This window comes from Streptomyces sp. NPDC028635, from assembly GCF_040637635.1.
GTDB lineage: Bacteria > Actinomycetota > Actinomycetes > Streptomycetales > Streptomycetaceae > Streptomyces.
The window spans coordinates 35,463-57,780 of sequence record NZ_JBEZWX010000005.1; the positions used below are offsets into that span (position 1 = coordinate 35,463).

At 72.9% G+C, this 22,318-nt stretch carries 24 protein-coding genes; 13 read left to right on the plus strand and 11 right to left on the minus strand.

What is annotated here, in order from left to right:
• Positions 1 to 702, plus strand: a complete 702-nt coding sequence (locus AB0E88_RS07320) for a L,D-transpeptidase family protein (protein WP_361625265.1) — start codon at positions 1 to 3, stop codon at positions 700 to 702.
• Here AB0E88_RS07320 and AB0E88_RS07325 read toward each other — a convergent pair.
• Both AB0E88_RS07325 and AB0E88_RS07330 read right to left on the minus strand, forming a co-directional pair.
• On the minus strand, positions 699 to 2,180 hold the full coding sequence (locus AB0E88_RS07325; protein WP_361625947.1) for a HAMP domain-containing sensor histidine kinase: 1,482 nt from the start codon (positions 2,178 to 2,180) through the stop codon (positions 699 to 701). The two genes, AB0E88_RS07320 and AB0E88_RS07325, sit on opposite strands and share 4 nt — an antisense overlap.
• Before the next feature lie 20 nt (positions 2,181 to 2,200).
• Entirely contained in the window at positions 2,201 to 2,944 is a 744-nt protein-coding gene (locus AB0E88_RS07330; protein WP_361625268.1) for a response regulator transcription factor, read from the minus strand.
• A 151-nt stretch (positions 2,945 to 3,095) separates the two neighbouring features.
• Here AB0E88_RS07330 and AB0E88_RS07335 point away from each other — a divergent pair, with 151 nt between their 5' ends.
• From AB0E88_RS07335 to AB0E88_RS07370, 8 genes are all read left to right on the plus strand, one after another.
• The gene (locus tag AB0E88_RS07335) at positions 3,096 to 4,448 is read left to right on the plus strand and encodes a ferric reductase-like transmembrane domain-containing protein (protein WP_361625271.1); all 1,353 of its coding nucleotides are present in this window, start codon (positions 3,096 to 3,098) and stop codon (positions 4,446 to 4,448) included.
• A gap of 11 nt (positions 4,449 to 4,459) precedes the next feature.
• Positions 4,460 to 4,909, plus strand: a complete 450-nt coding sequence (locus AB0E88_RS07340) for an FMN-binding protein (protein ID WP_361625274.1) — start codon at positions 4,460 to 4,462, stop codon at positions 4,907 to 4,909.
• 59 nt (positions 4,910 to 4,968) lie between these two features.
• Positions 4,969 to 6,351, plus strand: coding sequence for a ferredoxin reductase family protein (locus AB0E88_RS07345; RefSeq protein WP_361625277.1), 1,383 nt, complete (start codon positions 4,969 to 4,971; stop codon positions 6,349 to 6,351).
• 17 nt (positions 6,352 to 6,368) lie between these two features.
• Positions 6,369 to 7,100 carry an FMN-binding protein gene (locus AB0E88_RS07350; RefSeq protein WP_361625280.1) on the plus strand — a complete coding sequence of 244 codons (732 nt, stop codon included), beginning with the start codon at positions 6,369 to 6,371 and terminating at the stop codon, positions 7,098 to 7,100.
• A gap of 4 nt (positions 7,101 to 7,104) precedes the next feature.
• Positions 7,105 to 7,887: an FAD:protein FMN transferase gene (locus AB0E88_RS07355; protein WP_361625283.1), complete on the plus strand. Its 783-nt coding sequence runs from the start codon at positions 7,105 to 7,107 to the stop codon at positions 7,885 to 7,887.
• Positions 7,888 to 8,049: 162 nt separating this feature from the next.
• Positions 8,050 to 8,199, plus strand: coding sequence for a hypothetical protein (locus tag AB0E88_RS07360; RefSeq protein ID WP_361625286.1), 150 nt, complete (start codon positions 8,050 to 8,052; stop codon positions 8,197 to 8,199).
• Positions 8,200 to 8,279: 80 nt separating this feature from the next.
• On the plus strand, positions 8,280 to 10,115 hold the full coding sequence (locus tag AB0E88_RS07365; RefSeq protein ID WP_361625289.1) for an ABC transporter ATP-binding protein: 1,836 nt from the start codon (positions 8,280 to 8,282) through the stop codon (positions 10,113 to 10,115).
• Positions 10,112 to 10,972, plus strand: a complete 861-nt coding sequence (locus AB0E88_RS07370) for a serine/threonine-protein kinase (RefSeq protein ID WP_361625292.1) — start codon at positions 10,112 to 10,114, stop codon at positions 10,970 to 10,972. Before AB0E88_RS07365 ends, AB0E88_RS07370 begins: the two co-directional genes overlap by 4 nt.
• 60 nt (positions 10,973 to 11,032) lie before the next feature.
• Here AB0E88_RS07370 and AB0E88_RS07375 read toward each other — a convergent pair whose 3' ends face one another.
• The 7 genes from AB0E88_RS07375 to argC form a co-directional block, all read right to left on the minus strand.
• Positions 11,033 to 11,809, minus strand: a complete 777-nt coding sequence (locus tag AB0E88_RS07375) for a hypothetical protein (protein WP_361625295.1) — start codon at positions 11,807 to 11,809, stop codon at positions 11,033 to 11,035.
• On the minus strand, positions 11,799 to 12,386 hold the full coding sequence (locus tag AB0E88_RS07380; RefSeq protein ID WP_361625298.1) for an RNA polymerase sigma factor: 588 nt from the start codon (positions 12,384 to 12,386) through the stop codon (positions 11,799 to 11,801). The genes AB0E88_RS07375 and AB0E88_RS07380 overlap by 11 nt, the downstream gene beginning before the upstream one ends.
• Positions 12,387 to 12,482: 96 nt before the next feature.
• Positions 12,483 to 13,025, minus strand: coding sequence for an arginine repressor (locus tag AB0E88_RS07385; protein ID WP_361625301.1), 543 nt, complete (start codon positions 13,023 to 13,025; stop codon positions 12,483 to 12,485).
• A gap of 7 nt (positions 13,026 to 13,032) precedes the next feature.
• Positions 13,033 to 14,229, minus strand: coding sequence for an acetylornithine transaminase (locus AB0E88_RS07390; protein ID WP_361625304.1), 1,197 nt, complete (start codon positions 14,227 to 14,229; stop codon positions 13,033 to 13,035).
• Entirely contained in the window at positions 14,226 to 15,131 is a 906-nt protein-coding gene (gene argB / locus AB0E88_RS07395; protein ID WP_361625307.1) for an acetylglutamate kinase, read from the minus strand. The genes AB0E88_RS07390 and argB overlap by 4 nt, the downstream gene beginning before the upstream one ends.
• Entirely contained in the window at positions 15,128 to 16,279 is a 1,152-nt protein-coding gene (gene argJ / locus AB0E88_RS07400; RefSeq protein ID WP_361625310.1) for a bifunctional glutamate N-acetyltransferase/amino-acid acetyltransferase ArgJ, read from the minus strand. The genes argB and argJ overlap by 4 nt, the downstream gene beginning before the upstream one ends.
• Complete coding sequence (gene argC / locus AB0E88_RS07405; RefSeq protein WP_361625313.1) at positions 16,276 to 17,304, minus strand: N-acetyl-gamma-glutamyl-phosphate reductase; 1,029 nt, start codon at positions 17,302 to 17,304, stop codon at positions 16,276 to 16,278. The genes argJ and argC overlap by 4 nt, the downstream gene beginning before the upstream one ends.
• A gap of 176 nt (positions 17,305 to 17,480) precedes the next feature.
• Here argC and AB0E88_RS07410 point away from each other — a divergent pair, with 176 nt between their 5' ends.
• Together AB0E88_RS07410 and AB0E88_RS07415 are read left to right on the plus strand one after the other, a co-directional pair.
• Positions 17,481 to 17,732: a hypothetical protein gene (locus AB0E88_RS07410; protein ID WP_361625316.1), complete on the plus strand. Its 252-nt coding sequence runs from the start codon at positions 17,481 to 17,483 to the stop codon at positions 17,730 to 17,732.
• Positions 17,733 to 17,799: 67 nt separating this feature from the next.
• Complete coding sequence (locus AB0E88_RS07415; protein ID WP_361625319.1) at positions 17,800 to 18,246, plus strand: carboxymuconolactone decarboxylase family protein; 447 nt, start codon at positions 17,800 to 17,802, stop codon at positions 18,244 to 18,246.
• A gap of 108 nt (positions 18,247 to 18,354) precedes the next feature.
• Here AB0E88_RS07415 and AB0E88_RS07420 read toward each other — a convergent pair whose 3' ends face one another.
• Positions 18,355 to 20,829: an alpha-L-arabinofuranosidase C-terminal domain-containing protein gene (locus AB0E88_RS07420; protein ID WP_361625322.1), complete on the minus strand. Its 2,475-nt coding sequence runs from the start codon at positions 20,827 to 20,829 to the stop codon at positions 18,355 to 18,357.
• Positions 20,830 to 20,960: 131 nt separating this feature from the next.
• Between AB0E88_RS07420 and AB0E88_RS07425 the strand changes: the two genes are divergently transcribed.
• Positions 20,961 to 21,404, plus strand: a complete 444-nt coding sequence (locus AB0E88_RS07425; RefSeq protein WP_361625325.1) for a DUF6314 family protein — start codon at positions 20,961 to 20,963, stop codon at positions 21,402 to 21,404.
• 75 nt (positions 21,405 to 21,479) lie between these two features.
• Here AB0E88_RS07425 and AB0E88_RS07430 read toward each other — a convergent pair whose 3' ends face one another.
• On the minus strand, positions 21,480 to 21,917 hold the full coding sequence (locus AB0E88_RS07430) for a GNAT family N-acetyltransferase (protein WP_361625328.1): 438 nt from the start codon (positions 21,915 to 21,917) through the stop codon (positions 21,480 to 21,482).
• Between the two features lie 178 nt (positions 21,918 to 22,095).
• Between AB0E88_RS07430 and AB0E88_RS07435 the strand changes: the two genes are divergently transcribed.
• Entirely contained in the window at positions 22,096 to 22,311 is a 216-nt protein-coding gene (locus AB0E88_RS07435) for a DUF1918 domain-containing protein (protein WP_361625331.1), read from the plus strand.
• Positions 22,312 to 22,318: the final 7 nt, after the last annotated feature.

Consider the following 22,318-nt stretch of genomic DNA (forward strand, 5'->3'; position numbering starts at 1 on the left):
ATGCGCTCCCGTGTCGCCGCCCCCGCCCTCGCCTGCGCGGGCCTCCTCGTCCTCGGTGCCGCCCCCGGCGGCGAGGTCCCGCTGCCCGAGCGGATGCGGGACACCGGCGGCGGCACGCAGCTGATCGTCGCCCGGGCGGCGGGCACCTCCTCGACGACGGGCACACTCAGCTGGTGGGACCTGCGCGGCGGGCGGTGGGTGCGGGCAGGCTCCGCGCCGGCCCGGTTCGGGGCCAACGGGCTCGTCGAGGGCGCGGCCCGGCGGCAGGGGACCAACACGACGCCCACGGGGCTGTACGAGCTGCCGTTCGCCTTCGGGGTCGAGTCCGCCCCTCGCGGGACACGGATGCCGTACCGGGCGGTGCGGCAGGACTCCTGGTGGTGCCAGGACAACGGTTCGCGGGCGTACAACCGGTGGAGCGAGCCGCTGGCGTCCGACTGCCGGGCCGCGGAGGCGGAGCACCTCGCGGACTACCGCACGCAGTACGCCTACGCGCTCGTCGTGGGGTTCAACTACCGGGCCCCGGTGCGGGGTCGCGGCGCGGGCATCTTCCTGCATGTCAACGGCCGCGGTGCCACGGCGGGTTGTGTGTCGGTGCCGAGGGACGCGGTGAGACGCATCGTGCGGTGGGCTGTGCCGTCCAGGAAGCCGCACATTGCCGTGGGCACGGTGGACGGAGTCACGGCTGTCACGCGGTATTAGCGTGCCGTGCGCACTTCCCCGCGCCCCTGCCGGGCGGGCAGCCGCACCGTGAAGGCCGTCGAGCCGGGCTTGCTCTCCACCTCCACGCTCCCCCCGTGCGCCCTCACCACCGCCGACACGATCGACAGGCCCAGGCCCGCGCCTCCGCCGGGGGCGTTCGTGCGGCGGTGGTCGGCCCGGGTGAAGCGTTCGAAGATCTCCGGCTGGAGGTCGGCGGGGATTCCGGGGCCGTCGTCGTGGACCGTGAGGACCGCGTCCGGGCCGTCGGACGTCAGGGACACCGTGACCTGCGTACCGGCGGGGGTGTGGCCGCGGGCGTTGGCCAGCAGGTTGGCCAGCACCTGCTGCAGCCGGTGGGCGTCGCCGGTGACCGTCACCGGCTCCTCCGGCAGGTCCAGCGTCCAGCGGTGGCCGGGGCCTGCGGCGCGGGCGTCGGTGACCGCGTCCAGCACCAGGCGGGTGAGGTCGACCGGCCGGCTCTCCAGCGGGCGGCCCGCGTCCAGGCGGGCCAGCAGCAGCATCTCGTCGACCATCTCGCCCATCCGGGAGGACTCGGCGGCGATGCGCTCCAGGGCTCGGCTGATCTCGGGCGGCACCGGCCCGGGGTGCAGCAGCGCCAGCTCGGCGTGCCCGCGCACCGAGGCGACGGGGGTACGCAGCTCATGGCTGGCGTCGGCCGCGAAACGGCGCAGCCGCTCCTGGCTGGCGTGCCGTTTCGTCAGCGCGTCCTCGACGTGACCGAGCATGCGGTTGAAGGCGGCGGCGACCCGCCCCACCTCACCGCGCGGGTCGGACTCCGGCGCCCGTGGCGGCAGCGCCACCTCTCCGCTGGCCAGGGGCAGCTCGCTGACCCGGGTGGCGGTCGCCGCGACCCGGCTGAGCGGCCGCAGCGACCAGCGCACCCACAGCGCCCCGGCCACCCCGGTCACGGCGAGCGCGACGCCGAAGACGATCGCGGCGACGGCCTCCAGCCGGTGCACGGCGGCCTCGACGGGCTCCAGCGGCAGCCCGGTGATCAGTACGTCGCCGTCCCGGCCCCGGCCGGCCAGCACCCGGTAGTCGTCCAGGGCGGACAGATGGACGCTGTGGCCGCGGCCGTCGACCGGGACGGCGGCCAGCGTGCGCGTGTCGCGGGGCGAGAGGGTGACGCCCAGATCGGCCGTCGTGTCGCCGGAGCGGACCACGGCCGCATTGGTGACCGTGCCGTTCAGCAGGCGGGCGCCGAAGGTGCCGGTGGCCTGGCGGCGGGTGTCGCCGTGCTCGTCGCCGTCGTGATCGTCGGGCGTCTGACCGGCGTGCTCCAGGCTGGCCGGGAAGCGGCTGCCGACGTCGGTGAGCTGCTGGTCGAGGCGGCTGGTGAGGAAACCGCCGAGTTCCACGACGGCGGCCACACCGACCGCGGCACAGCTGATCGCCAGCAGCACCACCAGACCGGCGGTCAGCCGGGCCCGCAGCGTCCGCGGCCACGGAAGGCGGATCCGCCGGGGCGGGCGCGGCGTCACGACGACACCGGCTTGAGCACGTATCCGGCGCCGCGCACGGTGTGGATCATCGGTTCCCGGCCGGCGTCGACCTTCTTGCGCAGGTAGGAGATGTACAGCTCGACGACGTGGGCGCGGCCGCCGAAGTCGTAGGACCAGACCCGGTCGAGGATCTGGGCCTTGCTGAGCACGCGGCGCGGGTTGCGCATGAGGAAGCGCAGCAGCTCGAACTCGGTCGGGGACAGCTCGACCAGCTCCCCCGCGCGGCTGACCTCGCGGGCCTCCTCGTCCATGACCAGGTCGCCGACGACCAGCTGGTCCCCCTCCTCGCTCTGGCGGGCCATGCCGGCGCGGCGCAGCAGACCGCGCAGCCGGGCGACGACCTCCTCCAGGCTGAACGGCTTGGTGACGTAGTCGTCGCCGCCCGCCGTGATGCCGGCGATGCGGTCCTCCACGGCGTCGCGCGCGGTGAGGAACAGCACGCACACGTCGGGCCGGACCGCCCGCAGGCCGCGCAGCACGGCGAAGCCGTCGGTGTCGGGGAGCATCACGTCCAGGACGACCGCGTCGGGCAGCAGCTCGCGGGCGGCGGTGAGTGCCGCCGCGCCGTCGCCGGCCGTGCGGATCTGCCAGCCCTCGTAGCGCAGGGCGCCGGAGAGGACCTCGGCGAGGTCGGGGTCGTCGTCGACGACGAGGACGCGCAGGGGCGTGCCGTCGGGGCGGGTGAGCGCCGGGCGGCCGGAGCGGGTGGTGGTGTTCATGGCTGTCTCCAGGATCGCCCCTCGCGCGGGCGGCGGACGGCGGTGGAGGCTCTGAGTTTCCTTTGAGTCCGTGCTGAGGCCGCCGTTTCAGAGGGTCCTCAGAGGTTCGCCCCGCACAGTTGCGTCCCGGACAGGCGAAAGGACACGACTGATGACGACGGTGGACGAGCGGCGGGCCGCCCCGCCCGTGGCGTCGCCCGCCCGGCCCTCCCCCGCGGCCGCCGTGGCGGCCGCGATATGGGCGGGGGTCGCGGCGGTGATCGCGCTGTGGTGGTCGGACACCGCGACGGTGGTGGGTACGGCGGGCTGGCTCACCGGGGCCGGCCGGATCGCGGGGCTGCTGTGCGGGTACGCCTGCGCGGTCCTGGTCGCGCTGATGGCCCGGGTGCCGCTGCTGGAGCGGCGGATCGGCTCGGACCGGGTGGCCCGCTGGCACGCCATGGCCGGCCGGTACACGGTCTGCCTTCTCCTCGCGCACATCGCGCTGATCCTCGCCGGATACGCCGCGCAGGACCACGCCTCACTGCTGCACGAGACGCTGACGGTGGTCCTGGACTACCCCGACATGCTGAAGGCCACCGCCGGCACGGTGATTCTGATCGCGGTGGGCGTCACCTCGGCGCGCGCGGTGCGCCGCCGCACCGGCTACGAGTTCTGGTACTACGTCCACCTGCTCACCTACGCCGCCGTCTTCCTCGCCTTCGGCCACCAGCTGACCCTCGGCAACGACTTCAACGGCAAGCCCGTCGCGACCGCCTTCTGGTACGCGCTGTACCTGGGCGCGGCCGCCCTGGTGGTGTGGTTCCGGCTGCTGACACCGTGGCGGCTCAACTCCCGGCACCGGCTGCGCGTGGAGTCCGTGCACCCCGAGGCACCGGGTGTGTACTCGGTCGTCGTGCGCGGGCGGCACCTGGACCGACTCGGGGCGCGGCCGGGGCAGTTCTTCCGCTGGCGGTTCCTCGCCCCGGGGCTGGCGTGGACGTCGACGCCGTACTCGCTGTCGGCGCCGCCGCGCGAAGACCGGATGCGGATCACGGTGAAGGCGCTCGGCGGGCACAGCGCCGCCGTGGCGGTCCTGCGGCCGGGCACCCGGGTGTGGGCGGAGGGGCCGTACGGCTCGCTCACCGCCGACCGGCGCACGGCGGCGAAGTCGCTGCTGATCGCGGGCGGTGTGGGCATCACCCCGCTGCGCGCCCTGTTCGAGACGCTGCCGGGCGAGGTGACCCTGCTGTACCGGGCGCGCCGGGTGGAGGACCTGGCGCTCGGCGGGGAGTTGGAGGCGCTGGCACGCCGGCGCGGCGCCCGGGTGCGGTACGCCCTCAACGGGCCGCACGGCGAACGCCCCGACCTGTCGGCCGCCGCCCTGCGGAGGGCGTTCGGGGACCTGGCCGCGTACGACGTGTACCTGTGCGGCCCGCACGGCTTCGCCACCTATGTGTACGAGCAGTTGCGCGCCGCCGGGGTGCCGGACCGGCGAATCCACCACGAGTCGTTCGAGCTGTGAGGCCTGCGAAAGTGCACGCACTGAGGAAGAACCGTCCGCTGCGCCGGATCGTGCTGGCGAGCGCCGCCACCGTCTCCGGGATGGTGCTGTTGCTGTCGCTGAAGCCGCACACCACTCCGGCCCTCGCGACCGCCGACTCGCGCAAGCCCGCGGCTGCTTCGAGCGCGGCGCCCGGTACCACCGGCACCAGGACCGCCACCGGCGATTCCGTCGACACCCGCTGGGGCCCCGTCCAGGTGCGTGTCACCGTCACCGGCGGCAGGCTGACCGACGTCACCGCGGTCGTCTACCCGACGGAGAACCCCCGCGACCAGGAGATCAACGCCTACGCCATCCCCCAACTCCGGCGTGAGGCACTGGACGCGCAGAGCGCGGACATCGACTCCGTCTCCGGCGCCACCTACACCAGCGACGGCTACAAGCAGTCGCTGCAGTCCGCGCTGGACTCGGCGGGACTCTGAACGCTCCCGTGGGACGGCGCGTATGTGTGGGCCAAGGGTCCCGTCCCCCCGGAGGATTCGTGAGCACCACGCTCGCCGGCGGCCGTGCCGCCCGTCGCCAGACGATGCGCCGCATCCGCCCGCGCCGCTCCCCCGCCGCCGCGCTGCTGCTCGCCGTGGGCGCGGGCGCGGCGGGCGTGTTGTGGCTGTGGTGGCGCAACACGCCGTCCATCGCGGACGACACCGGACGGGTCCTGGGCGCGGGCCGGATCACCGGGCTGCTCGCCGGCTATCTGATGGCGCTGGTCGTGCTGCAGATGGCGCGGGTCCCTGCGCTGGAGCGGCGGGTGGGCTCCGACCGGGTCGCCCGCTGGCACGCCATGAGCGGCCGTTACACGCTCAGCCTGGTGCTCGCGCACATCGTCCTGACCATGTGGGGCTACGCCCTCCAGGCGGGCAGACCGGTCACCGACCTCGTCGCGCAGACGGCCGACTCGGTCACCCGGCTGCCCGACCTGGGCAAGGCCGCGATCGGCACCGGTCTGCTGCTGCTCATCGGACTGCTCTCGGTCGGCGGCGTGCGCCGCCGGCTGGGCTACGACACCTGGTACCACGTCCATCTGCTGACGTACGCGGCGGTGTTCCTGACGTTCTGGCACCAGATCAGCGACGGCAACGACTTCGCCGTCGAACCGCTCGCCAGGAGCTTCTGGTACGGGCTGTACGGCACGGTCACCGCGCTGGTGCTCTGGTACCGCGTCCTCACCCCGCTCCGGCTCAACCTGCGCCACCGCATGCGGGTCGAGGCGGTGATCGAGGAGACGCCGGGCATCGTGTCGGTCCTGATCAGCGGGACCAAACTGCATCGCATCGGCGCGGAGGCGGGCCAGTTCTTCCGCTGGCGGTTCCTGGCACCGGGGATGCGGTTCAGCTCCCACCCGTACTCGCTGTCGGCGGCGCCGCGCCCCGGCATGCTGCGGATCACCGTGAAGGCGATCGGCGACCACAGCTCCCGGCTGCGGGAGCTGACGCCGGGCACCCGGGTGTGGGCGGAGGGCCCCTACGGCGCGCTGACCGCGCAGCGGCGCAGCCGGGGCAAGGTCCTGCTGGTGGCGGGCGGGGTGGGCATCACGCCGATGCGGGCCCTGTTCGAGACCCTGCCGGGCGCGGCCGGCGACCTCACCCTGCTGTACCGGGCCAACAGCACACAGGACCTGGCCCTGTGGGACGAGCTGGCGACGATCGCCGACGAGCGCGGGGCGCGGCTGATGTACGCCGTGAACAGCCCCGACGGGGAGCGCCCCGACATCTCGCCCGAGTCGCTGCGCCGCAAGATCCCGGACGTCGACCGCCATGACGTCTTCCTGTGCGGGCCGCCCGGGTTCGCGCAGTCGGTGTACGAGGCGCTGCGGGGCGCCGGGGTGCCCGCCCGTCGTATCCACCACGAGTCGTTCGAGATGTGAGCGGGAGCTGCACACAGATGAGGAAGAACCACCCCGTCCGGCGGGCCGTGCTGGCGACCGCCGCCACCGTGTCCGGTGTCGTCCTGCTGCTGACCCTCAAACCGGCCTCCGACCCGGCGTCGGCGCAGGCCGGTGCCGTCGCCCCGCCGCCGGCCGCCGCGCAGCCGTCCGCGCAGGGCGGCGCCGCCGCGGGCACGGTCACCGGGGACGTGGCCCGCACCCAGTACGGGGCGGTGCAGGTGCGCCTCACCGTGGCCGGCGGCCGGATCACCGAGGCCGAGGCGGTGCAGGCGCCCAAGGGCGGGCACAGCGACCAGGTCACGGCGATGGCGGTGCCGCGGCTGAACCGGGCGGCGGTGGCGGCGGGCAGCGCGGACATCGACGCGGTGTCCGGTGCGACGTACACGAGCGCGGGGTACAAGCAGTCGCTCCAGTCGGCCCTGGACAAGCTCGGCAAAGGCGGCCCCGCGGCCGGGGCGCGGACCGTCACCGGCGAGGTGGCGAGGACGCAGTACGGCCCGGTGCAGGTGCGGATCACGGTGAGCGGTGGCCGCATCACCAAGGCGGAGGCCGTGCAGGCGCCCAAGGGCGGTCTCAGCGACCAGAAGACGGCGATGGCCGTGCCCCGGCTCGACCAGGAGGCGGTCGCGGCCGGCAGCGCGCGGATCGACGCGGTCTCCGGTGCGACCTACACGAGCACCGGGTACCGGCAGTCACTCCAGTCGGCTCTGGACAAGGCAGGTGGCTGACCATATGGACGCGACGACTCCCGCCGCGGTGCGCCGGACGGAGGAGGTCATGGGGACGGTCTTCTCCTTCGACGTCCGCGGCGGGGACCCCCGGGCGGTCCGGGCCGCGCTCGCCGAGGCCGTCGCCGGACTGCACCGGGCGGACGAGGTGTTCAGCACCTACCGCGAGGACAGCCAGCTCTCCCGGCTGGCCCGCGACGAGCTGACCGTGGACGCCTGTGACCCCGAGGTGGCCGAGGTGCTGGAGCTGGCGGCGCAGGCCGAACTGGTCAGCGACGGCTGGTTCAGCCCGCGTTACGGGGGCCGCCTCGACCCGACCGGCATCGTCAAGGGCTGGGCCGCGGAACGCGCGGCACGCCTGCTGGCGCGGGCCGGGGTGAGCGGGGTGAGCGTCAACGGCGGCGGGGACGTGCAGATGTACGGCTCGCCCGGCCCCGAGCGCCCCTGGCGGGTCGGCGTCGCGGACCCGTTGCGCCCCGGCGGCCTGGCCGCGGTGATCTCCGCGGCCGGCACCGGTGAACTGGCGGTCGCCACGTCCGGCACGGCGGAACGCGGCGCCCACATCATCGACCCCCGCACGGGCCGTCCCGCGGTCACCGACCTGGTGGCGGTGACGGTGACGGCCCCCTCCCTGACGTGGGCGGACTGCTGGGCGACGGCGGCCTTCGCGATGGGGTCGCGCACGGCCCTGCCCTGGCTGGAGTCCCTGCCGGGGGTGGAGGCGCTGCTGATCACCTCGGGCGACGAAGTCAGGTGCACCGGGGGGCTCGCGGCGCGGCTGGGCTGAGGCGCCCGCCCCGGCTCCCTCCCCTTCGCCCTTCCCCGGCTCCCGCCCCGGCCCCGGCCGTCTCCGGCGTCTTTTGCCGCGGAGCGCCGTTTTTACCCTGGAACGCCATCCGTGCGCGGCCCTTCCACGTATCCCCTCTGAGCACATTTCAGGAGGCACGGTATGGCTATCTTCACCGCTCTCATGCCGGCGAAGCACCACAAGCACGGGAAGGACACATCCAGCGACGACTCCACGCGGCACGGGCACCGTCACAGCCGCTCCAGCCGCAACGGCCACACCAGTCGGCACGGCCACAGCCGCAACAAGTAGCGGTCCCGCACGAAGGCTGAGCGGACCGGAGGCCCGACGGGCCCCTCCGCTCCGCCTTCGAGCGCACGAGTACCCCTGCCATGGTGCGTCTTCTGCGGCGTCTGCTGTCGGTGGGCGAGTCCTCCGACGCCGTGGTCGCGGCCGCGCCGCCCCTGCCTCCGCTCGAGGTGTTCCGGCGGTTCTGGCCCTACACCCGCGGTGGCCGGCGCTGGCTCGTGCCCGTCGTCCTGTTCAGCCTGGCCGGTCCCCTCGTCGACGCCGCGGAGATCTGGCTGTTCAAGATCGTCGTGGACGACGTGCTGGTCCCCCGGGATCTGAGCCCCTTCCTGTGGATCGCCCCGGCCTACCTGGGGCTGATCGTCTGCTCCGGCATCCTGGGATTCGCCGACGACGTGACCTCCACCTGGGTCAGCGAACGGTTCCTGCTCGCACTGCGCACCGACGTCTTCCGCCATGTCCAGGGGCTGTCCCTGGGCTTCTTCGAACGGCGGCGCCTCGGCGACGTGCTGTCCCGGGTCACCGGTGATGTCGACGCGGTGGAGACCTTCCTGCTCTCGGGCGTCGCCGACGCCCTGTACTACGTGATCCGCCTGGGCGTCTTCCTCGGCCTGCTGTTCTACCTGCAGTGGGACCTCACCCTGCTGGCCCTGGTCATCGTGCCGCTGTTCTGGGGCGCCGCCCGGCACTTCTCGCGGCTGATCAAGAAGGCGTCGCGCGAGCGCAGGCGCCGCACCGGCTCGATCAGCGCGATCGCCGAGGAGTCGCTGGGCAACGTGGCCCTCGTGCAGGCGTACAACCGGCAGGGCTGGGAGCAGCGCCGGTTCGAGCGGGAGAGCCTCGGCAGGTTCCGGGCGGCGATGGCCTCGGCGCGCATCCGCGCCGTCTACGGCCCCGTCGTCGAGATCATCGAGGTGTCCGGCGGCCTCGCGGTCATGGGCCTCGGCACCTGGAAGCTCGCCCAGGGGCAGCTGACGCTCGGCGAACTGCTGGTCTTCCTCGCGCTGATCGGCAAGATGTACAGCCCGGTGCGCGGCCTGTCCCGCCTGGGCACGACCTTCTACACGGCGTCCGCCTCGGCCGAGCGGATCATCGAGTTGCTGGACCAGAAGCCTCAGGTCGTCGACGCGGCCGGGGCCCGGCGCATCCGGCGGGCGCGGGGCGAGGTGGAGTTCGACGGCGTCTGCTTCCGCTACCCCGGCACCTCCCGTCCGGCCCTGTCGGAGGTGTCCTTCCATGTGGCGCCCGGGGAGACGCTGGCACTGGTCGGGGCCAGCGGAGCCGGGAAGTCGACCATCGCCAAGCTCCAGCTGCGCTTCTACGACCCGGACCGGGGCGCGGTCCGCCTCGACGGCGCGGATCTGCGCGAACTGCGCCTGTCCGACGTGCGGGAGAGTGTCGCGGTGGTGCTGCAGGAGACGCTGGTCTTCCACGGCACCGTGCGGGAGAACATCGCCTACGGCCGGCCCGGGGCCACGGAGGCGGACATCGTCGAGGCGGCACGGGCCGCGGACGCGCACGAGTTCGTCGAGCGGCTCCCGGAGGGCTACGACACGCTGGTGGGCCAGCGCGGCCGTACCCTCTCCGGCGGGCAGTGCCAGCGTCTGGCGATCGCCCGCGCGATGATCAGGGACGCCCCCGTGCTCCTGCTGGACGAACCGACCACCGGGCTCGACGCCGGCTCGGGCCGGCGGATCATGGACCCGCTGCGCCGGCTCATGGCGGGGCGTACCACCGTCGTCATCTCCCACAACCTGCTGACCGTCCGCGACGCCACCCGCATCGTGGTGCTCGATCACGGCCGGGTGGTCGAAGACGGCACCCACGACGACCTCCTCGGCCGCGGCGGGACCTACGCACGGCTGCACCGGCTCGGTACCGTGACCGGCACCGCGGCGGCGGGGACGGTGCTGTCATGAGCGTCACCGCGGCCCCGGCGGCCCCTCCCCTGGCGCCGGGCGCCCGACCGGTGCCGGGCTACCGGATCCTGGCGCACCTGACGCGCACGGGCTGGCTCGACGTCTACGACACCTGGAGCGAGGAACGGGCCTGCCGGTGCGTGCTCAAGGTGGTGCGTCCGGACCGCCGGGGCGAGGAACGGCTGCGCGCCCGGCTGCTGCGGGAGGGCCGGTGGCTCAGGGAGTTCACCCATCCGCACCTGACCCGCGCCTACGACACCTTCGAGTCGCCCGAGCCGACGGTCGTCCTGGAGACGCTGACCGGTGAGACGCTGGCCCACCTGCTCGGCCGGTTGCGGCGCCGGCCGGCCGCCGCCGACGTGGCCCTTCTCGGCATGCAGCTGTGCTCGGCGATCCACTATCTGCACGGCAGGGATCTGCTGCACCTGGACCTCAAGCCGTCCAACGTGGTGGTGGAACGCGGTCACGCCAAGGTGCTGGACCTGAGCGTGGCCCGGCCGCCCGGGCCGGCCCCCGCCGGGCTCGGCACCTGCTGCTATCTGTCTCCGGAACAGGCCCGGGGCGGGCCGCTCACGGCCGCGGCCGACGTGTGGGGCATCGGCATCACCCTGTTCGAGTTCGCCTGCGATGAGCTGCCGTTCGACTGCGGCAGGCCCCCGCAGACACCGGACGACCGGGCGGCCGGCTCCCCGCAGGAGTGGTTCCCGCAAGCGGAGCAGAGTGCCCCGCCGGTCCGGTCCCTGCGGCGGCTGCCCGCCGCGCTCGCCGCCGCCGTCGACGCCTGCCTGCGGCCCGAGGCGGCCGCCCGGCCGACGGTCACCGAGCTGGCTTCCGCGCTGGAGGCCGCACTGGACTGACTCCGGCGCCGGGAGGCGGCTCGGATCGGACGGCTCTGGACCGATCGCGGAGCGGCGTGATCAGTCCGCCGTGGTCACCACACGGCTGGTCTGCAGCCGGGCCGTGGCGAGGACGGTGCCGTCCGGGGAGGTCAGGCGGGCGCCCGAGACGGCGACGGGGTCGACGCGGGCGGCCACGCCCCAGTGCCCGTGTCCGTCCCGCAGGGTGAAGGCACCCACGCCGACGGTCGTGCCGTCCGTGCGCTCGAGGAGGCAGTTCGCCCTGCCGCTGTACCCGCTGCCGTGCCCCGGGAGATCGACGGAGACGAAGACCCAGCCGGGGGCGCCGGGATGGGCGTAGATCTCCCCGACGGGCTGCCCACCGCCCGCGGCGGGCGAGACCATGTCCCCGATCAGCATGGGTTCGGACTCCACGGCGGGGCGGGCCGAGGCCGTGCTGCCGTCCACGGTCGTGCCGACCGCCCAGCCGGCGAACCCGAAGGAGACGGCCAGCCCCGCCGCCACCGCCACGAGCCGCAGCCGGGTCCGGCGGGCGCGGCCGTGCAGTCCGTGATGCGCGCGCGAGGTTCCGCGGGCGTTCGGTCGCCCCTCGTACGCCGCCGCGCCCTGGGGCAGCCTGCGCGCCACCCGCGTCTCGAAACCGAGCGGCGGCTCGCAGTCGGGGAGCAGGCCGACCAGCCGGTCGCCGACGAGCGTGAGTCGCCGGACGTGCTCCCGGCAGTCCGCGCACCGCTCGAGATGGCCGACCGCCTCGGCCCGCTCCCGGCCGGGCAGCACCCCGAGCGCCAGCTCGGCGCCGTACTCCCGCATCTTCTCGCAGGTCACATCACTGGCCATGGCCGCCTCGCTCCGGAGACGCAAGTGTGGTGCGCAGCTTCGCCATCGCTGCTCTGATCCGCGTCTTGGCCGTGCCGAGCGGGATGGCCTCGGCCTCGGCGATCTGCTGGGCCGTCATCCCGTAGATGCCCGCCATCACCAGGGCCCGGGCCTGTGCCCGCGGCAGCCGCGCCACGGCGGCCCGGAGCTGGGACGATGCCTCGTCGACCAGCGCCCAGCGCTCGGGGGTCTCGGTGACGACACCGAGCAGGGCGTCGAGATCCTCCGGTGGCACCGGTTCCGTCCGGCGCGCCCGGACGGCGTCGATGGCGAGGTTGTGGGCGATGGTCGTCAGCCAGGTCGTGACCGAGCCGCGACGCGAGTCGTAGATCTGCGCGTGCCGCCAGGCACGCTCGAACGTCTGCTGGGCGATGTCCTCCGCGAGCTGGGGGTCCCCGGTGACGGCCATGGCCACCCCGAAGACCCGGTGCTGGAACCTCCGCACGAAGGTGACGGCGAGTTCCGGGTCACCGGTGGCCAGCCCGGACAGCAGAGCCTCGTCCGGGAGACGGCCCACGGGGAACCGGAAACCCGACACATCTGTGTATACGGTCGCCGGCCGCCTGGGGATTGCCCGCCCGGCCGGGAAGATCACACACCCATTCTCCGCCGCCGGGCCGGGCGGTGCAGAGGATCAGTGCCCGTTCTGCGCCAGCCGCAGCAGGTGGTCGGCCAGCGCCTGGCCGCCGGTGGGTTGCCGGCTGATCAGCAGCAGCGTGTCGTCCCCCGCGATCGTCCCGAGGATGTCGTGCAGCTCGGCCTGGTCGATGGCCGAGGCCAGGAACTGCGCGGCCCCCGGAGGGGTGCGCAGGACCACGAGGTTCGCGGAGGCCTCGGCGGAGATCAGCAGCTCCTGTGACAGCCGCCGCATCCGCTCCTCCTTGGCGGACTCCCCCAGGGGCGCCCGGGGGGTGCGGAACCCTCCCTCGCTGGGCACCGCGTAGATGAGGTCGCCGTCGTTGTTGCGGATCTTGACCGCGTTCAGCTCGTCGAGGTCCCGGGAGAGCGTCGCCTGGGTGACGCTCAGCCCGTCGTCGGCGAGGAGCTTCGCCAACTGGCTCTGCGACCGCACCGGTTGCCGGTTGAGGATGTCCACGATCCGGCGGTGGCGGGCGGTACGGGTCTGCGGCACGGCAGGCCCCGCGGTGCCGTTCTCGTGCTCCTGCGCCTGGCTCATCGTCGTCTCATTCTCCGGCTCGTCCGTCCCCGTTGACCTGCGCCAGGATGCCGGGCAGCGCCCCGAGGAACGCCTCCGCCTCGTCGTCGCCCAGGTTCAGCGCGGGCATCAGCCGTACGACGTCGGCGGCGGGCGCGTTCACCAGGAACCCGGCCTCCTGGGCCGCCTGCTGCACCTGCTGCGCGTGCGGCCCGGTGAGCACGATACCCAGGAGAAGTCCCGCTCCCCGGACATGGCCGATCAAGGGGTGGCCGAGGCCCTCGATTCCGGTGCGCAGCTTCTCGCTCTGCCGCTTGACGTTCTCCAGCAGGCCGTCGTTCGCGATGGTGTCCAGAACGGCGAGGCCTGCGGCGCAGGCGACGGGGTTGCCGCCGAAGGTCGTGCCGTGCTGACCCGGCTGGAGCAGCTCCGCGGCCCGCCCGAAGGCGACGGTCGCGCCCAGCGGCAGGCCGCCGCCGAGCTGCTTGGCGAGAGTGACGACGTCGGGCAGGACGCCCTCGTGGGCCTGGTAGGCGAACCAGTGGCCGGTGCGGCCGACGCCGGTCTGCACCTCGTCGAGGACGAGCAGCGCCCCGGTGGCCGCCGTGATCGCACGGGCCGCCTTCAGATAGCCGGCGGGCGGCACGACGACGCCGTTCTCGCCCTGGATGGGCTCGATGACGACGAGGGCCGTCTCCTCGGTGACCGCCGCCGCGAGCGCCTGCGCGTCGCCGTACGGCACGTGGGTGACGTCGCCGGGCAGCGGCCGGAACGGGTCCTGCTTGGCGGGCTGGCCGGTGAGGGCCAGCGCGCCCATGGTGCGGCCGTGGAAGCCGCCGTCGGTGGCGACGACGTGGGTGCGTCCGGTGAGCCGGCCGATCTTGAAGGCGGCCTCGTTGGCCTCGGCGCCGGAGTTGCAGAAGAAGACCCGGCCCTCGCGGCCGAAGAGCTGCAGGAGCCGTTCGGCGAGCGCGAGCGTGGGCTCGGCCATGAAGAAGTTGGAGATGTGCCCGAGGGAGCCGATCTGCCGGCTGACGGCCTCGACGATCGCGGGGTGCGCGTGGCCGAGGGCGTTGGTGGCGATGCCGCCGACGAAGTCGAGGTAGCGGGTCCCGTCGGCGTCCCAGACCTGCGTGCCCTCGCCGCGGACGAGGGGCAGCCGGGGGGTGCCGTAGTTGTTCATGAGCGCGCCCTGCCACCGCGCGGTCATCTCCTGGTTGCTCATGACTCCCCCTCGGTGTCCTGGTCGGGCACGACCATGGTGCCGATGCCCTCGTCCGTGAAGATCTCCAGCAGGATCGAGTGCTGGACGCGGCCGTCGATGACGCGGGCCGTGGTCACGCCGTTGCGCACGGCGTGCAGGCAGCCCTCCATCTTCGGGACCATGCCGGAGCTCAACTCCGGCAGCAGCTTCTCCAGTTGGGAAGCGGTGAGGCGGCTGATCACCTCGTCGGAGTGCGGCCAGTCCTCGTAGAGGCCCTCGACGTCGGTGAGGACCATGAGGGTTTCGGCGCCCAGTGCCGCAGCGAGTGCCGCAGCCGCCGTATCAGCATTGACGTTGTAGACATGACCGTCGTCCTGGGAGCGGGCGATCGAGGAGACGACCGGGATGCGGCCGTCGGCGAGCAGCGCCTCGATCGCGCCGGTGTCGATGCCCGTGATCTCGCCGACGCGGCCGATGTCGACCAGCTCGCCGTCGATCTCCGGGGTGTGCTTGGTGGCGGTGATGGTGTGCGCGTCCTCGCCGGTGAGGCCCACGGCGAGCGGGCCGTGCTGGTTGAGCAGCCCGACCAGCTCGCGCTGCACCTGTCCGGCCAGCACCATCCGTACGACGTCCATGGCGTCCTCGGTGGTGACGCGCAGGCCCGCCTTGAACTCGCTGACGATGCCGTGCCGGTCCAGGGCCGCGCTGATCTGCGGGCCGCCGCCGTGCACGACGACCGGCTTGAGGCCGGCGTGGTGGAGGAAGACCACGTCCTGGGCGAAGGCGGCCTTCAGCTCCTCGTCGACCATGGCGTTGCCGCCGAACTTGATGACGACGGTCTTGCCGTTGTGCCGGGTCAGCCAGGGCAGAGCCTCGATGAGGATCTGGGCTTTCGGCAGGGCCGTGTGCTTGCGAGTGCTCATGACGAGTAGGCGCTGTTCTCGTGGACGTAGTCGGCGGTGAGGTCGTTGGTCCAGATCGTCGCGGTCTCGGAGCCGGCGGCGAGGTCGGCGACGATGTGTACCTCGCGGTAGCGCATGTCGACCTTGTCGCGGTCCTCGCCGACGGAGCCGTTCTTGCACACCCAGACGCCGTTGATCGCCACATTGAGCCGGTCCGGCTCGAAGGCGGCCTTCGTGGTGCCGATCGCGGACAGCACGCGGCCCCAGTTCGGGTCCTCGCCGTGGATGGCGCACTTGAGGAGGGTGTTGCGGGCGATGGAGCGGCCCACCTCGACGGCGTCGTCCTCGGTCGCGGCGTTGACCACCTCGACCTTGATGTCCTTGCTGGCGCCCTCGGCGTCGCCGATGAGCTGCCGCCCGAGGTCGTCGCAGACGGTGCGGACGGCCTCGGCGAACTCGGCGTACTCGGGGGTGACGCCGGAGGCGCCGGAGGCGAGCAGCAGGACGGTGTCGTTGGTGGACATGCAGCCGTCGGAGTCGACCCGGTCGAAGGTGACCTTGGTGGCGGCGCGCAGGGCCTTGTCCAGGGCCGCGCTGTCGAGGTCGGCGTCGGTCGTGATCACGACGAGCATGGTGGCGAGGCCGGGGGCGAGCATGCCGGCGCCCTTGGCCATGCCGCCGACGGTCCAGCCCTCCTTCGCCACGACGGACGTCTTGTGGACGGTGTCGGTGGTCTTGATGGCGATGGCGGCCTTCTCGCCGCCGTGCTCGGAGAGCTGCGCGGCGGCCGACTCGACGCCCGGCAGGACCTTGTCCATGGGGAGCAGCAGGCCGATGAGGCCGGTGGAGCAGACCGCCACCTCGCCGGCGCCGCAGCCGAGGACCTCGGCGGCCTTCTCGGCGGTGGCGTGGGTGTCCTGGAAGCCCTTGGGGCCGGTGCAGGCGTTGGCGCCGCCGGAGTTGAGGACGACGGCGGTCAGCTGCCCGCCTCTGAGGACCTGCTCCGACCACAGGACGGGGGCGGCCTTGACGCGGTTGGAGGTGAAGACGCCGGCGGCGGCGCGGCGGGGGCCGGTGTTGACCACGAGGGCCAGGTCGGGGTTGCCGTTCTCCTTGATCCCGGCGGCGATGCCCGCCGCCGTGAATCCCTTCGCTGCCGTCACACTCACGGCGCAACTCCGATCGTCGTCAATCCCGTGGTCTCGTCGAGACCGAGGGCGATGTTCATGCTCTGGACGGCACCGCCGGCGGTGCCCTTGGTCAGGTTGTCGATGGCGCTGATCGCGATGATCCGCCCCGCGGCCTGGTCGTACGCGACCTGGATCTGAACGGCGTTGGAACCGTGGACGGACGCGGTCGCCGGCCACTGCCCCTCGGGCAGCAGGTGCACGAAGGGCTCGTCGGCGCAGGCCTTGGCGTAGGCGGCGCGCACGGACTCCGCGGTGACGCCCGGGACGGCCTTCGCGCTGCAGGTGGCGAGGATGCCGCGGGGCATCGGCGCGAGGGTCGGTGTGAAGGAGACGCCGACCCTCTCGCCCGCCACGCCGCTGAGGTTCTGGATCATCTCGGGCGTGTGCCGGTGGCCGCCGCCGACGCCGTACGGCGTCATGGAGCCCATGACCTCGCTGCCCAGCAGGTGCGGCTTGGGCGCCTTGCCCGCGCCGGAGGTGCCGGAGGCGGCGACGATCACGGCCTCGGGCTCGGCCAGCTGGGCGGCGTAGGCCGGGAAGAGGGCGAGGGAGACGGCGGTGGGGTAGCAACCGGGGACCGCGATGCGCTTGGACCCCTCCAGCGCGGCGCGGGCACCCGGAAGTTCGGGAAGGCCATAGGGCCAGGTGCCGGCGTGCGGGGAGCCGTAGAACGTCTCCCAGTCGGCGGCGTCCTTCAGCCGGAAGTCGGCGCCCATGTCGATGACGAGGACGTCCGGACCGAGCTGCTCGGCGACGGCGGCGGACTGGCCGTGCGGCAGGGCGAGGAAGACGACGTCGTGACCGGCGAGGGTGTCGGCGCTGGTCGCGGCGAGGGTGCGGTCGGCCAGCGGCAGCAGGTGCGGCTGCAGGGCGCCCAGCTTCTGGCCCGCGTTGGAGTTGCCGGTGAGGGCACCGATCTCGACCTCGGGATGGGCCAGGAGCAGGCGCAGCAGCTCCCCGCCTGCATATCCGCTCGCTCCGGCGACCGCCGCGCGTACTGCCATGGAATCCTCCTCGTGGATGGCATGACTATACGCAGACCTGCACGTTTATGCAACGCCATGAATCACTATGCGGACGGCGGGGCGCAGTGACGGGTGGGGGGCCCGAGGGGAGGCCCGAGGGGGACCGCTACTCTCCCCCGCAGGACCGCCCCGACCGCCGACGAGCAGGAACTTCCATGATTCTGGCCGTGTTGTGGCTGTCGCCGATCCTCGTGCCCCTGTGGGTCGTCGCCGCGGGACTCCTGTGCCGCCGCATAGGCCGCACGGAGTCGGCCCGGCTGGGTTGGGTCTTCTTCCTCGGGGTGGGCCTGCTCCCCGTGGGAGGCGTGTTCGCTCTCGTCGGCCTCGTCACCGCCGCCCTGGTCGTGGCGGCGGTGGCCGCCCTCGTCCTGGTCCTGATCGTCCTGGACTGGTACGGCGCGCGCTGAGGGCGGGGCGGGTCGTGACGCGGCGGGGCTTGCGTTGGAGTGTGCTCGAACTCCTACGGTTCTCGTCATGACCGATCAGCACAGCACCACCCGTGACGAGCGCTTCGCCCAGGGCCTCGAGGTCCTCAGGAAAGTCGACGGCGAGGCCGGGCAGCGGGTCATCGACTCGCTCGGCGACATCAGCCCCGAGCTGGGGCACCAGATCGTCTCCTGGGGGTTCGGGGAGATCTACGCCCGGCCCCAGCTCGCCCCCCGTGACCGCCAGCTGGTGACCCTCGGCATGCTGACCGCGCTCGGCGGCTGCGAGCCCCAGCTGGAGGTGCACGTCAACGCGGCCCTGAACGTGGGCCTCACGCCCGAGCAGATCGTGGAGGCGATGCTGCACTCCGCCGGGTACTGCGGCTTCCCCCGGGCCCTGAACGCCACCTTCGTCGCGAAGAAGGTGTTCGCGGAGCGGGGGCTGCTGCCCGTCGGACAGCAGCCCCCGCAGGAGGCCCCGGCCACCCCGGCGTGACGGCCGGGGACCCCGGCTGCCTCCGCCTGATCCTCCCGGCCGCCTCCGCCTGATCCTGCCGACTACCTCTGCCTGACCCTGTCGACTACCTCTGCCTGACCCTGCCGGCTACCTCTGCCTGATCCTCAGGAAGGTGACCGAGTTGGCCGGGAAGGTGTACGTGAACCGCGCGGCGACCCCGGTCACCGTCGACGTCACCGGGGTGACCGGCGTGTTCGTCTCGCTGTTCACCGCGTCCGGCGCGGCCGCCAGCGTCACGGCCGTCGCCCGGGACGCGACCTTCGCTCCGCCCAGGTCGAGCGCGGTGCGGGCGGCCGTGTCCTGGGCGTTGACCACCTTGACGAGCAGGTCACCGGTGGCCGCGTCCCGCGTCACGACCTGCCGGAACGGTTCGGCCGGCTTGTCGTCGGTGAAACCGCCCCACTGCTGCCCGTCCAGGAACAGGGTGACCTGACGGCCGCGCACCTTGATGTCGATGTCGTAGGCGCGGCCGGTCTCGATCGACCCGGGCTTGGTCAGCAGCGTGCTCTTGCCGCCGTCGGAGGCCTGCTCGACGGCGGACTGGGTGTTGTTCCAGCCGCCGAGGTTCCACCAGTAGTAGTTCCCGGTGTCCTTGACGCCGAAGGCGACGAGGAAGCCCTCCTTGCCCGACTGCTTGGTGGCCTTCACATGGAGGTCGTAGTCGTGCCAGGCGGGATCACCGGCCTGGACCATCGTGTTCTCGGCCGTCGCGTCCGTCTGCACGTACTCGCCGTCGCGGACGGTCCAGCTGCCGCCGCCGGTGTGGGTCCACTTCGACGCGTCACCGGAGAAGTCGTCGCCGAACAGGGCGCCGCCGTCGGCCGCGGTGACCCTCACCTCGTCGTACGCCGCGCTGGTCGCCCAGGTCGACAGGCCGATCGCACCGCTGATCGGGCCGCTGACACCCGGCGTGCCGGACGCCTTCGAGGGGACCACCCGGTCGCCGGTGTTGTTCATGAACAGCTTCTGGACCTCGTAGTTGGCCGAGCCCCAGGAGGCGTGGTTGTTGAACCACACCAGGTCGGGCCGCCACTGCACGGCGTCCTCGTTGGCGAACAGCGGCGCGTAGGACGCGAGCTTGACGACGTCCGCGTTGCGCTCCAGGCCGGTCATGTACGCGGCCTCGGACAGGGCGTTCTTCCAGGCGTTGCCCTGGGAGGCGTACTCGCCGAGGAAGACCTTCGGCCCGCTGCGGTCGTAGGAGTCGTAGCGGTCGTTGTTCTGCAGGAACCACTGCGGGCTGTTGTAGTAGTGCTCGTCGACCAGGTCGACGTGTCCCTCGCGGTTCAGCTTCCAGGCGGTGTCGAAGGTGGCGCCGCTGTCGTCCGGGCCGGAGTTGGAGATGACCTTCACATCCGGGTACGCCGCCTGGACGGCGGCGCGGAACTGCTGGAAGCGGGCGAAGAACTCGTTCGGCAGGTTCTCCTCGTTGCCGACCTCGATGTGGGTGAGGTGGAAGGGCTCGGGGTGGCCCATCCCGGCCCGGACCTTGCCCCAGGTCGAGGTCGCCGGGCCGTTGGCGAACTCGATCAGGTCGAGGGTGTCCTGGATGTGCCGCTTGAGCAGCGCGTCGTCCACGACGGCCTGGTTCTGGCCGCAGCCGGTGACCAGCGCGGGCACGACGGGCAGCGGCATCGCGCCGATGTCCTCGGCGAAGCGGAAGTACTCGTAGTAGCCGAGGCCGTAACTCTGGTTGTAGCCCCAGAAGTTGGTGTTGGTGGCCCGTTGCTCCACCGGCCCGACGGTGTCCTTCCACTGGTAGGCGCGGTTGCGCTGCCAGCCGGAGGCCTCGCTGTAGTCCTGCATGGAGCCGGTGTTGACCAGGCAGCCGCCGGGGAAGCGGACGAAGCCCGGGTGCAGGGCCGCGACCTTCTCGGCGAGGTCCTTGCGCAGCCCGTTGGGCTCGTGCCGGTAGGTGTCGCGGGGGAAGAGCGAGACCATGTCGAGCGCGGCGGCGGCCGAGGTGGTGACGGTGAGCCGGCCGTAGCTGCTGGTGCGGCTCGCGGTGAAGGCGGCGGTGTACTTGGCCCAGCCGCCCCGGACCGCGACCCGGCGGGCGCTCGCCAGCGGGCCGGCGGCGTCCTGGAGGCCGACGGTGAGGGTGGTGCCGCTCGCGGCGCGGGCCCACACCGAGAAGTCGTACGTCTTGCCGGCCTCGACCCGGATGCCGGTGTTGTAGCCGGCGTTGGTCACCGAGGAGCCGGCGGCCAGGGAGAGGTAGGTGCGGTTGCGGTCGTTCAGCCGGCCGTCGTCGTCCCGCGTCTGTGCGCTGCCGTCGACCGTCCAGGCGGTGAGCGGGGTGTAGGAGCGGTTGTCGGCGGTGGAGTACTCGAAGGACCGGTTCTGCACGAGTTCGGCGTACAGCCCGCCGTCGGCGGCGCGGTTGATGTCCTCGAAGAAGACGCCGTACATCGTGTCGTCGATCGTCGCGCCCCGCGCGGTGGGGTCGACGGTGATCGTGTAGTCGGCGACGGGGGCGGCCTGCGCCGGGACCGGCAGCAGCGCCGAGGCCGCCAGCAGTGCGGTGACGCCGAGGCCGAGTCTGAAGCGGGTGCGTGGCATGGATACTCCGCGGCTCTTGCTCCGGAGGAGCTGTTCGAAATATCAGACGATGGTCAGCACTTCGAACGGCAAGATAGGGAGGGGGCGCGTACGCGTCAATGGGTCGTGCAGCAACCACGGAGAACGGCGTGATGGGTGAGTTCTGGCCGGTTCCGGACGTCCTGGCCTACCTGGCCGGGACATGGCGGGCCGAACGGTCGGTGCGTGACCTGGCGAGCGGCGACGAGGGCCGGTTCACCGGCACGACGGCCTTCGCATCGCTGGACGGCGGCGGCCTGCTGCACACCGAGACCGGCACGTTCGTCTGGCGGGGCGTCGCCCGCCCCGCCGAGCGCACCCTGCGTTTCCTGCCGGGCCAGGCGCCCGGTACGGCCGACGTGTCCTTCGCCGACGGCCGCCCCTTCCACGGCCTGGACCTCAGCAGCGGCCGGCACATCGCCGACCATCCGTGCGCGGCCGACCTCTACCGCGGCGAGTTCACCGTCCGCGACGCCGATCACTGGCGGACGGTGTGGCGGGTGCGGGGCCCCGCCAAGGATCTGGTGCTGACGACGGACTACACCCGCGCGCACTGACCGGGCTCACCCCGCCCAGGGGCACAGAGCTCCCCGCCGGGACGCACCGAACTCCCCGCGGGGACATACCGGGGGTCACTCGAAGCCGAGCGCCATCCACTGGTCCGGCCGGTCCAGTGGCCGGAAACCGATCTTCTGGTAGACGCCGTGGGCATCGTGCGTGGCGAGCAGGACCCGCCTCAGCCCGTACGGCCGCAGGTGCTCGCGTACCGCTGCCACCAGCGCCGTCCCGACGCCCTTGCCGCGCACGGAGCGGTCGACGTACACGTCGCACAGCCAGGCGAAGGTGGCCCGGTCGGTGATCACGCGCGCGTACGCGACCTGTTCGCCCGACGCGGCGCCGTAGACGCCGAAGTTGAGCGAGCCGGCGATGGCGCGCTCCTGCTTCTCGCGCCCGCGGCCGAGCGCCCAGTAGGCGTCGGTGGACAGCCAGTGGTGGACGCGGTCGACGTCGAGGCGGGCGGGGTCGGTGGAGATCTCGTAGCCGTCGGCGAGCGGCGCGGTGTCGGTCATGGCGGGATCCTGGCAGAGCGGCCGGGGCCCCCACCACGGGGTTTCGGCGGGCCGCGCGGGCCGGTCGCCCGGGAGTCCCGGCGGGCCGCGCGGGCCGGTTGCAGTCGGCCCCGGGGGCTGCCCACACTGGTGTGGTCGGTGCTGCCGCGCCCGCACCATGGTGAGGAGGCCCCACACGATGCAAGCAACCGTGGGCGACCAGCTTGTCCAGCACGGCAGGGTGGTCGGTCAACACGACAAGGTCGGCGAGATCGTCGAGGTCCTGGGCCCGGAGGGCAACCCGCCCTACCGCGTCCGCTTCGACGACGGCCACGAGGGCGTGTGCTCGCCCGGCCCGGACACCGAGATCCGCCACCGGGCGACCGGCGTGCCCGAGATGCCCAAGATGCCGTAGCGACGCG

Bases quoted from the DNA above. Each gene is read 5' to 3' on its own strand.
- AB0E88_RS07320 (WP_361625265.1), top strand. From the start codon at position 1: ATGCGCTCCCGTGTCGCCGCCCCCGCCCTCGCCTGCGCGGGCCTCCTC.
- AB0E88_RS07330 (WP_361625268.1), bottom strand. From the start codon at position 2,944: ATGAACACCACCACCCGCTCCGGCCGCCCGGCGCTCACCCGCCCCGAC.
- AB0E88_RS07335 (WP_361625271.1), top strand. From the start codon at position 3,096: ATGACGACGGTGGACGAGCGGCGGGCCGCCCCGCCCGTGGCGTCGCCC.
- AB0E88_RS07350 (WP_361625280.1), top strand. From the start codon at position 6,369: ATGAGGAAGAACCACCCCGTCCGGCGGGCCGTGCTGGCGACCGCCGCC.
- AB0E88_RS07355 (WP_361625283.1), top strand. From the start codon at position 7,105: ATGGACGCGACGACTCCCGCCGCGGTGCGCCGGACGGAGGAGGTCATG.
- AB0E88_RS07360 (WP_361625286.1), top strand. From the start codon at position 8,050: ATGGCTATCTTCACCGCTCTCATGCCGGCGAAGCACCACAAGCACGGG.
- AB0E88_RS07365 (WP_361625289.1), top strand. From the start codon at position 8,280: ATGGTGCGTCTTCTGCGGCGTCTGCTGTCGGTGGGCGAGTCCTCCGAC.
- AB0E88_RS07370 (WP_361625292.1), top strand. From the start codon at position 10,112: ATGAGCGTCACCGCGGCCCCGGCGGCCCCTCCCCTGGCGCCGGGCGCC.
- AB0E88_RS07375 (WP_361625295.1), bottom strand. From the start codon at position 11,809: ATGGCCAGTGATGTGACCTGCGAGAAGATGCGGGAGTACGGCGCCGAG.
- AB0E88_RS07385 (WP_361625301.1), bottom strand. From the start codon at position 13,025: ATGAGCCAGGCGCAGGAGCACGAGAACGGCACCGCGGGGCCTGCCGTG.
- AB0E88_RS07390 (WP_361625304.1), bottom strand. From the start codon at position 14,229: ATGAGCAACCAGGAGATGACCGCGCGGTGGCAGGGCGCGCTCATGAAC.
- argB (WP_361625307.1), bottom strand. From the start codon at position 15,131: ATGAGCACTCGCAAGCACACGGCCCTGCCGAAAGCCCAGATCCTCATC.
- argC (WP_361625313.1), bottom strand. From the start codon at position 17,304: ATGGCAGTACGCGCGGCGGTCGCCGGAGCGAGCGGATATGCAGGCGGG.
- AB0E88_RS07410 (WP_361625316.1), top strand. From the start codon at position 17,481: ATGATTCTGGCCGTGTTGTGGCTGTCGCCGATCCTCGTGCCCCTGTGG.
- AB0E88_RS07415 (WP_361625319.1), top strand. From the start codon at position 17,800: ATGACCGATCAGCACAGCACCACCCGTGACGAGCGCTTCGCCCAGGGC.
- AB0E88_RS07420 (WP_361625322.1), bottom strand. From the start codon at position 20,829: ATGCCACGCACCCGCTTCAGACTCGGCCTCGGCGTCACCGCACTGCTG.
- AB0E88_RS07425 (WP_361625325.1), top strand. From the start codon at position 20,961: ATGGGTGAGTTCTGGCCGGTTCCGGACGTCCTGGCCTACCTGGCCGGG.
- AB0E88_RS07430 (WP_361625328.1), bottom strand. From the start codon at position 21,917: ATGACCGACACCGCGCCGCTCGCCGACGGCTACGAGATCTCCACCGAC.
- AB0E88_RS07435 (WP_361625331.1), top strand. From the start codon at position 22,096: ATGCAAGCAACCGTGGGCGACCAGCTTGTCCAGCACGGCAGGGTGGTC.